This window comes from Hymenobacter lapidarius, assembly GCF_001816145.1.
In the GTDB taxonomy this organism is placed as follows: Bacteria; Bacteroidota; Bacteroidia; order Cytophagales; family Hymenobacteraceae; genus Hymenobacter; species Hymenobacter lapidarius.
Genome location: NZ_MDZB01000110.1, coordinates 19270 through 31491 on the forward strand (window position 1 = coordinate 19270; position 12222 = coordinate 31491).

Annotated in this window: 10 protein-coding genes; all 10 read left to right on the plus strand. The window is 59.6% G+C overall.

Annotated features, from left to right (window positions below; translation table 11 throughout):
• The first annotated feature begins 2 nt into the window (after positions 1-2).
• On the plus strand, positions 3-1022 hold the full coding sequence (locus BEN47_RS12000) for a hypothetical protein (protein ID WP_070728655.1): 1020 nt from the start codon (positions 3-5) through the stop codon (positions 1020-1022).
• Positions 1023-1243: 221 nt separating this feature from the next.
• Positions 1244-4555 carry a sacsin N-terminal ATP-binding-like domain-containing protein gene (locus BEN47_RS12005; RefSeq protein ID WP_070728656.1) on the plus strand — a complete coding sequence of 1104 codons (3312 nt, stop codon included), beginning with the start codon at positions 1244-1246 and terminating at the stop codon, positions 4553-4555.
• A 254-nt stretch (positions 4556-4809) separates the two neighbouring features.
• On the plus strand, positions 4810-5937 hold the full coding sequence (locus BEN47_RS12010; RefSeq protein WP_083322368.1) for a tyrosine-type recombinase/integrase: 1128 nt from the start codon (positions 4810-4812) through the stop codon (positions 5935-5937).
• Positions 5859-6119 carry a site-specific integrase gene (locus BEN47_RS12015; RefSeq protein WP_083322369.1) on the plus strand — a complete coding sequence of 87 codons (261 nt, stop codon included), beginning with the start codon at positions 5859-5861 and terminating at the stop codon, positions 6117-6119. Before BEN47_RS12010 ends, BEN47_RS12015 begins: the two co-directional genes overlap by 79 nt.
• Positions 6120-6225: 106 nt before the next feature.
• Positions 6226-6624: a helix-turn-helix domain-containing protein gene (locus BEN47_RS12020; RefSeq protein ID WP_070728659.1), complete on the plus strand. Its 399-nt coding sequence runs from the start codon at positions 6226-6228 to the stop codon at positions 6622-6624.
• A gap of 795 nt (positions 6625-7419) precedes the next feature.
• Entirely contained in the window at positions 7420-7782 is a 363-nt protein-coding gene (locus BEN47_RS22875; protein WP_070728660.1) for an SLOG family protein, read from the plus strand.
• 1239 nt (positions 7783-9021) lie between these two features.
• A complete protein-coding gene (locus tag BEN47_RS12035) occupies positions 9022-10041 on the plus strand; it encodes a hypothetical protein (RefSeq protein ID WP_070728662.1) in 1020 nt (339 codons plus the stop codon).
• A 352-nt stretch (positions 10042-10393) separates the two neighbouring features.
• Positions 10394-11149, plus strand: a complete 756-nt coding sequence (locus tag BEN47_RS12040; protein WP_125921644.1) for a hypothetical protein — start codon at positions 10394-10396, stop codon at positions 11147-11149.
• A 278-nt stretch (positions 11150-11427) separates the two neighbouring features.
• Positions 11428-11769 carry a hypothetical protein gene (locus BEN47_RS12045; protein WP_070728664.1) on the plus strand — a complete coding sequence of 114 codons (342 nt, stop codon included), beginning with the start codon at positions 11428-11430 and terminating at the stop codon, positions 11767-11769.
• A gap of 31 nt (positions 11770-11800) precedes the next feature.
• Positions 11801-12222, plus strand: a 422-nt coding sequence (locus BEN47_RS12050; RefSeq protein ID WP_139147371.1) for a hypothetical protein, incomplete at its 3' end; no start/stop codon positions are given.

Below are 12222 nucleotides of genomic sequence, written 5' to 3' on the forward strand. Positions count from 1 at the left end.
TCATGATTTGTGCTTTATGCAAACTCCGCGAAGCCAATAAAAAGAATACTCATTACTTAACGGATGGTATCATCCGCAGCTGTCTTAACCAAGACGGAAGCAAGGAGCGAGAGAAAGGACTCTACTTTGACTTGTCGAACGATTCCCCGTTTGTCAAGTTTAGTTTTCAACGCAATACGTCAGTTGAACAGATTGAGGATACGCTGGGGAGGGAGTCAAGCGACCAAGAACAAGAAGAAGCGAAAAGAATCCCTTTTTCTGTTGACAATGTATTCTGCAGCATCTGTGAGGATATTTTTACCACGATAGAAAGCGGATTTAGTGATATACTGCCGTTGTTTCGGGCGGCTAACTTGTCGCAAACCGATAGCGTAATCCTAGCTGACGGTACGCTGGCTAGGTTGTTCTTTCTCATTCAAGTTTGGAGAACGTCTGTTTGCAGAGAGGAGGTCAAGCTTTCAGAAGAAACGGCTGAATCTCTCCGTTTGCTCATCCTCAACCATGCGGAAGCGTCACCCGAAGCAATACGTCAGTTTCCACTAGTAATCACTTATCTGGAAACACTTGGGGAAGAAGCGGAATACACAACTAATTTGGTTGGCCTTACAAATAGTCGAAGCCCAAACTTGCTGTTTATGAATGACTTTGTCATTCAGTTCTACGAGCGAGTGGAATCTGTAATCTGGTTTGACTTCTATGGACTAAACGAGGAAGGGGCGTACCATGAATTTGTCAATACTGTTGGTGACGAGTTGATTGTTCATGTTTTTCACAACGATAAACGCAAACAGTTCATACATGATTTACTTCATGCTGAAAAAGTGCGGCCATCGGTTGATGCATACATCAATTTATTCGTGCAGGGCTGGAAGCACGTTTTTGGCGAGTTGCCGTCTGCGCAAATACAACAGGAATTCGTGAACGAGGTATTGAGTGGTGAACGGGCCTTGGGGTTGAAATATACTAAAGAGCAACTCCTGCATAGTATTATGGATTTTGTTAATGGCCGCGCAGGTTTTTAACATTTCTGCGTTAGCCTACCGACGCCGAACAGAGTCGGGACTCCACCTACAAATGCCTCTCAAGCTATTAGCTTTAGAGGCATTTGGTCTTGATGGTAGCACCAGAACTATCCCTTGACTTACCAGCTCTGTCTTCTCAGCGCTTGGGAAGCTCCGTGACGATTGCTAGTCCAGTGTTCTGTGCGTCACATTGCCTTCTACGCTACTCACCTTCATAGTTCATGCAGCCCGGCACTTTTCTACCCCACCAATCCACCGTCGACCTAGAGCTAAGTGATTTAATAGCAAAAAGCAAGGCCTTGCGAACGGCGTTACGCGATAAGGACTCAGACCTGTCTACTGTGCTTTCAGAGCTTTATTCTGAGAAGGCACATTTTCTGTACGAGCTGCTGCAAAATGCCGAGGACGCCGGGGCCACCAGCATGGAAATTCTGTTGCTGCCTACCGAGTTGGTGGTACGTCATAATGGACGGGTGTTTAACGTGCAGGATGTTAAGGCAATAACTGGTATCAGCAACACGAGCAACGCCAAGAAGAAGGACCGAGACAAAATAGGACGCTTTGGGATTGGCTTCAAGTCCGTTTTCAAGATTACGACTCGACCACGAATACAGTCAGGGGAATTTGATTTCGAGATTGAAGACTATATCGTGCCCGTCTTGGCCAGTGAATCGAGTAGCCCAGCCACCCAAACAATTATCACGTTGCCTTTTGCTGGCAGCGAACAAGAGCAGGCAGATACCTACCAGGCTTTAGCAATCGAGTTGCAGACACTTGATGCTCATAACTTGCTATTCCTACGCAAACTTGGGACACTTGAATTCCGCTGGGACGTCCACACCCGGAAGCTGCATCGTCAGTCCAAGCGGCATGGGGGGCAGGATTTTGCCACGCAGGTAACGCTTAGCGATGAAGGAACTGGGGCAGGATCTAGCCAACAATACCTGCTCTTTCAAGTACCGGTGCGGCATTTGGATTTTCAGCAGCTGCCAACTCCCCAGTACGTGGCACTTGCCTTTCAATTGGGTACGGATGCACAGGGCGCCACGCAACTAGTGCCCGCCCGCAGCGGCTTTGTCTTCGTATTCTTTGCCACCCGCTACCCCACCCACCTCAAGTTTCTCGTGCATGCTCCTTTCGTGACCACCCCCTCACGCGAGTTTTTAAAAATGGACGCGCGCGTTAACGATGCCTTGGTTGAGGAGCTAGGGGACTTGCAGCGTCTGGTGTTGCCCTACTTGAAAAAGCACAAGCTGCTTACTGTTCCAACACTGTGTTTGATGCCGGTAGTCAGCCCTGAGAAGATCACCGAATGCCCACCACTTTACCGCAAGCTGTTTGCGGTGATGCGCGAGGAGTTGGTTTCCGAACAAGCCTTCCTGCCCATCCTAAACCAGCAGTTTCACCAACCCGCAGCGAGGCTGCTATTAGCAGGCAGTAAAGAGTTGGTTACGCTGCTATCGGCCCGTGAACAATTAAACGCTCTGTGGCCTGGCCATACCCACTGGCTGCCAACCACTATTACGGCCGAAGCCGCGGCTACCCGCGATTTATACGCTTATTTGAAGCAGGAGCTGAAGATACGCGAAATCGACCCGGCGGATGCGATCAAGCTGTGCACACCAGCGTTTCTGGCCCGGCAGAAGGCGTTGTGGATGCAGCAGTTTTATGGTTTTCTTGCCAAAAACCGGCCGACGTGGTGGCAATCCAAAAGCATAAACAATAGCCGCACAGCCGGCTTTCTGCGCACGCAGCCCATCATGCGTTTGCCCGGCAACCGGTATCTATCCCCCTTCGACGACGCTGACCGGCTGCAGGTGTTTCTGCCGCTGGGCGACGAGGATGACTTGCCCCTCGAGGCCAACTGCCTCGACCCCGCCGCAATCGACTCTAAGCCCGCGCGGCACTTTTTGAGCCAGCTCGGTATTAAGAAGCCGGATTTGTTCGACGAAGCGCGCTTGCGCATACTGCCCCTGTACCGCCAGGAAAGCGGCCCCAATTACAAACAGCACCTGCGCCATTGTCGGCTACTGGTGAAAGTATTTAATCAGGGCGGCGAAAGGCAGCGGGAACTGCTGGCGCTCTTGCGTGATCCACAGCTGCGATTTGTCAGGCCTCGGGGGCCGGCGACTGCCAGTGGCCGCTTCTGCAGTTACACGGAAGCCTATCTGCCTTGTGTTGAACTGGAGTCCTATTTCCAATTAATGCCCCGGGTACGATTCGTGGATGAGGGATGGTACGACGCTCAAGGAATACAAGGGTGGCGAGCCTTGCTACAGGCCTGTGGCTTCAAGCACGAGGAGCCGTGGATTCGCAAATTCGACCCGCGCTTTCCGGAAAAATATTTGCTGCAGCTTCGCAAACAGCAACATACTAATCATTCAACCACCACCACCAGCTATAAGCTGGAGGGGCTGTCGGAGTTGTTGCAATCAGGTAAACTTACCCCAGAGCTGTCGTGGCTGGCATGGCGCTTGGTGACCCGCGCATGCAGGGGTATGCAGGGAAGAGGCGATTCACCATTGCTTGGTAAGCACGAATGGTTTTACAAAAAATGGGAGCATGCATACTTTCCCAGCCAACTGCGGCAGCTGTTGGAGTCAGAAAAATGGTTGTGGGTGCCCGCTGAGAACGGGGTAGCCGAATGGCGAACCCTACTGGAGACAGAGCCTTCTCAACTACCAAGTGCTTATGAGCAAGAGAATGACGGGGCACGTTTTCTTTTGCAACAGCTGGCCTGGAAGTCAGATGCCCGCACCCAGCTAGAACAAAAGATGTCCGCCGAGGAATTGACGCGTTGGCGGGCATACAATCAGGCAATCAGTGAGGGCCTCGACGTAGAAGCCGCCCTTCGGGAGCAACGTGCGAAGCAGAAGACCCAGCGAGAGCAGGACCAACGCTGCCTCGACGAAGCTCCGCCACTCAACGCATCCTCATTTGTGGAGCGGCCATTCGTTCCTGCTGCCCATACTCAAGGGAGTGACATCGGTACCCGCTTGATTAATGTAAACAAAGCTGACGGGACCACAAACGCGGAATCTAGCACCACAGGTAGTCCTGCGGCCCCTAGTAAAATCCTGCGGGACGGGATTGGGCAACGTGGTGAAGACGTTGTTTGGCAAGTAGTGCAACAACAATACGATTCTCGAGTGGAGTTGAAATGCGTGGAGCGTACCCCAACTGCTGTGCGCTACTGGCACGCTGACGAGCAGGAGCATTACGTCTTGGAACTTGGTAATACTGAGACCCACACCAGTGTAGGACACGACTTGTTGGTGCGTCGCGGATCGGAAATCATTCGCTACATAGAAGTCAAGGCAACAGCGAGCAGTACCAAAGCCGAGTTCGCAATCAGCGCCCGGCAATGGGCAGTAGCTACTGGGCTCTGGAAACAGGGACTAGGGAGCCAATTTGAGCTTTGGGTAGTACGCGACGCTTTGTCCGAAGCGCCAAGCTACACCACGATAGACGACCCGGTTAGCCGCTGGCGTAGTGGAGAGTTTGGAGCGGCTCCCGTTGTCATTGTTGTGTGAGACAGAATTCTCCGTCGCATAAAAATGAATTAACAGGTAATTCTGTTTGGCTTCAGCGAAAGACCTCGAAGCAAAAGGCAGACTTGGGCCGCAGTGTGGGGCCCAAAGGTCTAGGCGTAGGAGCTGCTCTACCCGACCGTGTATGTAAACAGTACTAAACCAGTGGATTGGGGTACTTGTCCGTGGAACGCGCGATAATTTATTTTGTGTTATAAATTAGTGATAATCAGTGTTTAATCACCAAATAAATTTGTATGGCAAGTATTACGTTCTTCCTTAAAGAGCCGCGACAGTTAGCGCCCACGCCCATCATTGCCCGGGTGTCCGTAGCCGGGAGCCGGATTAAGGTTTACACCGGGTTTCGGGTCGAGGCGCGGAGGTGGCTACAAAGTGCCCAGTTGGTGCAGACCCGCGGCAACGCCCCGGGCGGGGTGCTTAACGCGGCCCTTGCGGCCCAGCGCACCCGCCTGGAAACCTATCTAATTGAGGCCTTGGCGGCCGGGCGAGTGCCCACACCCGAGCAGCTCCGCCAGGTGCTGGAGCCGGTTCCCGCCGCGGCCCAGCACGAGCCCAACCCTACCAAACCCGAGCCGGTCCCCGCTGAGTTGGAGCTCGCCGCGTCAGAGGCCGGCGAAGACTCCGACGCGGAGCCAGTCGCCTCGAACCTGTTCGCCGCCTACGAGGCTTGGGACCGAGTCCAGGCCGACCGCCTTAGTCCGCGCACGCGCCAAAGCAACGCCACAACCCTGCGGCACCTGCGGGCCTATGGGCAAGCCACCGGCGAGCGGGTTGACTTCGCCACCTTAACGCCGGCCTTCGCCGCGCGCTTCACCGCCTACCTGCTGGCCACGCCCAAACTCACCGACAACTCTGTAGCCAAGGTGCTCACCCGCCTCAAGGCCTTCCTGCGCGACGCCCAGTTGCAGGGCCTAGTGCCGCCCCAGGAGCTGAAGTACCTGAACTGGAAGCGACGTGAGCCGGGCATCATGACCCTGACCACCGAAGAAGTCGCGCGGCTGGAGGCCGTGCCGTTGGTCGACCAGCCCGGGCAGTGCAACGCCCGCGACCTGTTCCTGCTGGCCTGCTACACCGGCCTGCGATACTCCGACCTGGTGGCCCTGCGCCCCGAGCACTGGCAGGGCAACCTGCTGCGCCTGCGCACGCAGAAAACCCGCGAGACGGTGACCGTGCCGCTACGGCCCGGGGCCCAGGCCCTGCTCGAGCGCCTGTTCGCCGGCGAGCTCGAATTCATTAGTAACCAAAAGCTCAACGCCCACCTCAAACGCATCGGCCGCAAGGCGGCTTGTACAGGTGGCTCGAGCGGGTGCGCTACGCCGGCGGGCAGCGGCGGACCGAGCGCCTGCGCCAATACGAACTGCTGACCTGCCACACGGCCCGCCGCACCTTCGTCACGCTGGCCCTGGAAGCGGGCCTGCGGCCCGAGACGGTCATGAAGTGCACCGGCCACAAGAGTTGGGAGACTTTCAAGCGCTACGTGAACATCGCCGACCGCACGGTGGAGCGGGAGTTCGCCGCCGTGTACGGCAGCGGACCGGGGCGGTAGCAGGGGGAGGGCAGTAAGAACTAAATGGCATAAACTACCGGCATTGACGGAAACCGACAAGCGTGGAGCATCCTACCCGGAGCATCACCCTTGCTCATTTCGCCTCATGCCTTCTAGTTCCCCCATCCCGGCCACGTCGCCGTTTTTGCTGTTGTTTTCCCAGGACGAGTACCGCGCCGACCTGCGGACCATCCTGCGCGAGGAACTGCGTCAGGTCCTGCGCGAAGAACGCGCGGCCCAGGCAACCACCCCCACCACGGCTTCCCGCCCGGAGCGCCCAGCAGTTCAAGCGCTGCTCAGCGTCAAGGAAGCGGCGGCCTTTCTGGACGTGTGCGTGGCCAGCATTCACGCGTGGAAGCGCCGCGGCCTGCTCCCGTACCGAAAACTCGGCAGTCGGACACTATTTTCCCCAGAAGACCTGCAGGCAGCCCTCCAGCAGCCCCCGCGCCTGGACGGCCGCCGAACCACGCCCCGGCGGGGCCGGGGGATTGAGAAAACGGAGTAGCGCCAGGGTAGCTGCCCTTGCAAACCCTCGAAACCCGCGGGCCCCGGGTACAAGCAGAGTTCTGGGCTGAACGTGGCAGCTAGCGCTAACCTGCGGCAGGCTCGAATGCGGCAAAAACTGCTCCCTGTCGGTTTAGGCCGTGTCGCCAAGCCGTGCGGCCCGAACTGCTCACCACGCTCCAGCGGGAAGGCCGGAACCTGGCCGACGAGCAGGCGGAGGAAGCCGCGGTCCGTCGTCGCGGAACGCCGTTGGCCGAAAAAGCCAGGCGAGGCGTGCGCCTCACGGAAGCCGGATGGCCCGGCCGTGAGGCACAACCCCAACGCGGGCCAGCGCCCGCCGAGTAGCAGTTAGCTCAGCACGCCCCAGGGGCAACATGGCGGCAAGTGTGGCTTGACTGAAAAAGCGCCGCCGCGGAGGGGGAAACCTTCCCGTGAACTACCTATTCGGCCGGTTCGACGAAGGCGCCCAGCCGGCGAGGTGTGGGGTTGCCCACCTGCTATCAGTGGGTAAAGCTGCCTGTGGGCGAGGCGTTTCGATGAGAAGGAACGGGGCTGCCTAGGGCTTGCTCGGCGGCTCCCTGCTCTTGCCTCACGCGATGAAAATCAAAGCCGACTTAAACCAGGATTGATTTCAACTTAACCCACTGAATTACAATTAATTGAAATTAAATTTTGGAACTAGAAATAATTTGGCTTGTGTTGATTTCAAGCCGAATGGTCCCGCTTATTCCAGGAGTTCGCACTGGTAAGCGGCCTCCCCATCGGCGCAAATTTTCATTCATCACATAGCAAACCCGTGAAGCTTGCAGTAATCGGCAGCCGCCAGGCCGCCACCGAGGCCCACTATCAACAACTTGCCCGCGAACTGGACGCCTTGGCCGCGGCCCGACCTATCACGCTGATTATCAGTGGGGGAGCAGTCGGCCCCGATACTCACTGTGTCCGCTACGCAAAAGCGCGGGGGATTCCTATCCAAATACACCACCCGGATTACCAATCGCACGGCCGCGCTGCTCCGTTAGTGCGCAACCAACTGATTATAAACGAAGCAGAAGCGTGTTTCGCGCTATGGGACGGGGTCAGCAAAGGCACTGGCCATGCCCTGCGCCTCGCGCGTAAGAGGGGTTTACACTTAATCATTGTGGTGCCGCTGCCCTGACCCGCCGCAGCCGGGTCAGTGGCGCCCGTCGGCCAGCCTCTTCGCCTAAACCTGCGGAAACCAGGCGGCGACAGCAGCTAAGCTACCGGGGCGAGGGGCGGCAGGGTCCTGCTCTGCGCGTTGCCGAAGACTCCTTTTTTCGCCAGGACGGTAACAACGCGGCGTAACCGGTTGGACGCCGTTTTCGGCCTGCATGCCAGGGGCCGGGTCACCCCAACAGCGCAAGGGGCTGGCGTGGGAGGAGGAGGGGGCGTATTGAGCGCTGGAAGGCGTTTTACGGGGCGTTCGCGGGCCCGAATATGGGTCCGGGCGCCTCCTGATTGGTGCCGAGCGGTAATGCATCAGCATGTTACCGCGGTGTCACCGGGTTGTTAGGATCAAAAGGCCAAGCGCGACTACCTAAGAGGGAGCGGAAGGTACTTGCAACCAACCCGAACGTGACGACCGCCAGGGAGCTTAATGCGATGCCCCTGGAATTCCAGGTGGCCCGCTGGGTTCTTGTCCTTCTTCACATCCCGGTGGGCGGACCGCCGCGCATCCGCACCAGCAGGAGAGCCGGCCGGAAAGCGAATGAGGCCCGGCTGGCTAAAAAGCTCAATTGACGACGTCGGAGCAGGCATAATCACAACCGCAAAACGGGTTAAAAACCTGATTGACTGCGCGGTTACTTTTGGGCTTGAGGTAGGCTATACCATAGGAGATATCCACACTCCCTTTTGGCCCCACTCATGACCGACTCGCCAAAATACACCCTATTGCTCGAATTGCAAAGGGATGTTCATAACGAATTCAACCAGTCCGTCCGCCCCGCTCCGGTCCAGCCCCCGGTCACCGGCGCCGCGAAGCCGCTCCCGCTGCTCCAGGTGCGCGAAGCGGCCGTGCTGCCACGCGTGGGCGCCGCCACCTCCGCCCGGCAGAGACGCGGAGGGCTACCGTGCCGAGCATTTGGCAAAGGGGAGTGGCCGGAGCGTACCGCCGTGCTCAACGCGGCCCAGTCGCCGCCCGCGGTTGTCGACTCCTTTTCGCCGTGCCGGAAATGAGCGGCCCTCGTCACGCGCGGTCGGAGCCGCCCGCGGGGGCGAGCGCCACGGCCGCAAGGCCTGCTGCCCTCGCCCGCGGCCCTCCGCGGGAGCCCAATCGGGTCGCTGGTCACGGAAGTGTACCGGCCTTCCCACCCCCTTCCAACGCCTTCACCACATCACCCCGGCCCGGACCACCGGCCCTCACCTTTTCCCCTTTATGAACAATCCCTCCAACCCCCACCGCGCGCCCGGCCAGCCGGACACAAAGTCCCTCTCGTCCATTTCGCAACCCCTCGCGTCGTCCCACCCCCCGCAGACCGCCTCGGCGCTTGGCGGCGCCTGCCAACGGAACCGGTGCGAAAGGGCGTGCGAAGCCACGTTGCGGAGCCAGTACCCCGAGTTGCGCCGGCACTACCTAGCGGATCAGGAAGGCGCCCGGATTTGCGGGTGGGGCTCGCCCTGGCCGGACCGCAAGCTGGCCAGCCTGGACCATCTGTTCGCCGAAACGACCGGGGCGCAACGCCCGGAATCGCCGGCGGAAGTTGACGCGCCCACTGCCCGCTGCTCGCCCGGCCAGTCCGACGCGTGCGGGTACTCCACGCCGAGCTTGGCGAACCACCGGGCCATGCCCACGCTCCCGCCACCGGCGCGGATGACCTTTGACCGCTACGAGGACCGGCAGTACTACCCCAACCTGGACGACTGCCCGCCGCCCGCCGCCATCACCTTCCAGGAGCTGGAATGGTGGCTCACCGACCCCTACAGCCCGCATCGCGCCGAGACCAAAGCCATCGCCCGGGAATTGCCCACCCTGATGCAGGGCGGCTACGAACCCTTTATGATGCCAAGTTCGTGCTTCGTCGCCTTTAGCTCCCGTGGCACGGCCGAAGGCGGCGCAGCAGTGGCCTCCGGCCTCGGGGTCCTCCACTTCGAGGTAGACCCCGCGCGGTTTACTGGCCAGGTGCGCCGCGCCTTCCTCAGCGAGGCCTTCGGGGGCATCGACCCGCCGCTGCTGTTGAACCGGTGGCCTTCCCGGCTCGGCCTGACGGCGGTCGTCGCCCTGTCGGCCGGGCCCGAAAGCTATGCCCAAAAGATTGAGGACCTCGTGGTGCATTTCACCCACCAGGACCGGTACCGGGGCCTGCGCTGCCACCCGTGGCAGAACCAAGACCCAAATCGCCCGACGACCCTGTACTACGACCCAAGAACCGCTTTTCGTTCGGACCTGCTGGGCTAGCACGGGGCCCTTGAGCCGCCCCGGCGCGACAAGGCGCCGGGGTATTTCGGCGGCGGCGTCAAGTACCATCCCCCTTGATACGAAGGGGTAGCCCAGGCCGCGTGGGAAACTTGGCACTGAAACCGCCACGCGGTTCACGCCTATATCCGGTGCAAATCCCTTACAGGCCACCAGTAGGGGCGGCGTCGCGCCAGGGCCCCGGTGGCCCGATACCGTGCCCTCCGCCGCCGATAGACGGCCGGGGAGGGTGCACAACCTCATTTTTTACTAACGGGCTTCGAAGCCCATTTGCTCTCCCATGAATTCTCCCCAATCACGCCCTTCCGGCATGCAATTTCACGCGGACTCTTCCGTGCTCGAAACTCTAACGGCCTTCAACCAGGAGGAAGCCTTTCGAAAGCCGCTGCAGTTCCTCGCCGGCGCTCCTGCCCCCCAACCCAACGGTGAGTTAAAGCTGCCGGCAATTGCTTATGACAGCCTTACCTCGCCGTTTCCGCACGACCGAAAATTCGACCGCAATTTCAGTGTGTGGTACTTGAACGATGACCAGAGGGAGCTGTTTTTTCGGGCCGTGTTCATGCTCAAAGCCACGGACATCACCGTTTTCGTGCAAAACGGGGTGCCGCAGGGGCTGCGCATCACCGCGTGCCGTGGCACGGAAACCGCTCAGGTCGTTCTCTACCACAACAAGTCCGGCGCGTTTCGCAAAGCCCTGGCGGAAAGCCCACAGACAGCCCTTGGTCAGGAAGTCGTGCGCCTGCTTAATCGGCCCCTGCCGCTGTTTGCCAACGAAGTAGACGGCCTTTTCGCCGACGGGCTGCCGCTGCAACTCGTGTCGGCTTACTATCAACTCCGCGACGGGGCCCACAAGCGCCAGTGGGCACTGCCGTGGATGGAGCTTGGTATCAACGCGTTAGAGTTGTGGTTTAAAGCCCCACAACACGGCCTGGCGCAAGTGCTGCTGCATTACGGGCCGGGCGATGCACCGATTCAGGCCCGGGTGGCCCAGGTGCAATCCAACACCGTGCTCGCGCCCTTGCAAAAACTATTGCTCAGCCTCAGCAGCGCGGCGAGCGGAGCCGAAGGCGTCGCAACCCAATCCGCTTAGAGCCCCATAATTGGGCGAAGCGGCCGTCGATTGAATTATCGACGGCCGCTTCGCCCGCGGCCTTGGCCACGGCCGCCGGTCGGGCGCTGGCCGAGCGCGCAGCCCGGCTCGTTCGAGCCAGTGCGAAGCCGCTATTGGAGGCCTGCAACGCGGGCGGCGCGGCGCCGTGGCCCCAGTGGCCGATACCGTACCCTCCTTCGGTTTTCAACGCTGAAGGAGGGTGCTCTACCTCCTTTTTCACCGACGGGCCTAGCAGGCCCTGTTCACTACTTCCCCTCATGAAAAACCTTACTCAAACCTCCCAGCCAAACCCGGCTCCCACTGCTTTCCACTTCGACCCCGTGCTCTCCCGGCAACGCGAGGTGCAAGCATTGCCCGAAGGCCTGCGGCAGGTATTGGCGGAAGCCATTACGCGGCTCGAACCCGCCAACATCACCGTGCGCTGCATCGAACGGATGCCTCTTGCGCTCCGTGTGGCCATCAGCCGCCCGGACATCTTCGAGGACGAAGTCGGCATCGTCCTGCAGTACTTCAACAAGGCGCTGGTGCGGGGCCGTGCCGTGCGGCAAGGCGGTGACTCGCAGCTGATACAGGACGCCCTGCGGTGCCTCAATGCTTAGGCCCTCCGGTTAACTTCAGCACCCGCTTCCGATGTCCATCCTACGCCTCGAACCCCTCTTCCTCGAAGCCCACCTGGCCGCCCATCCGCCGCCCTTCCCTGGCTTTCGCCGCGACTGCTTGGTTGAGCTGCTGCACCAGTTGGCCCTGGTGCCGGCCAAAAACCGCCGCCTGGCTGCCTACCTGGCCGAGGAGCCACTCGCCTTCGTGCCGCTCAACTCGACAGCGCTCCAGCAGTGGCTGAGGTCCTATAGACTATACCTGGATTACTGCCTGAGCTCCCAACTTTTGGAGTGCGACGGCCACTACATCCCCGCCGCCCCGGGTCAGGCGCCCAAATCTCGCGGCTACCGCTACGGCGCCGTTTTCCGGCCCGGCGGGGCCGCGGCGGTACCGGGCTTCCGCGAGGTGCGCCTGCACGACCCGGCCCTGTGCCGCCACTTGGAACGGCGCCG

Excerpts from the sequence above, each read along its gene's own strand:
- BEN47_RS12000 (WP_070728655.1), top strand. The coding sequence starts at position 3 with ATGATTTGTGCTTTATGCAAACTCCGCGAAGCCAATAAAAAGAATACT.
- BEN47_RS12005 (WP_070728656.1), top strand. The coding sequence starts at position 1,244 with ATGCAGCCCGGCACTTTTCTACCCCACCAATCCACCGTCGACCTAGAG.
- BEN47_RS12010 (WP_083322368.1), top strand. The coding sequence starts at position 4,810 with ATGGCAAGTATTACGTTCTTCCTTAAAGAGCCGCGACAGTTAGCGCCC.
- BEN47_RS12020 (WP_070728659.1), top strand. The coding sequence starts at position 6,226 with ATGCCTTCTAGTTCCCCCATCCCGGCCACGTCGCCGTTTTTGCTGTTG.
- BEN47_RS12035 (WP_070728662.1), top strand. The coding sequence starts at position 9,022 with ATGAACAATCCCTCCAACCCCCACCGCGCGCCCGGCCAGCCGGACACA.
- BEN47_RS12045 (WP_070728664.1), top strand. The coding sequence starts at position 11,428 with ATGAAAAACCTTACTCAAACCTCCCAGCCAAACCCGGCTCCCACTGCT.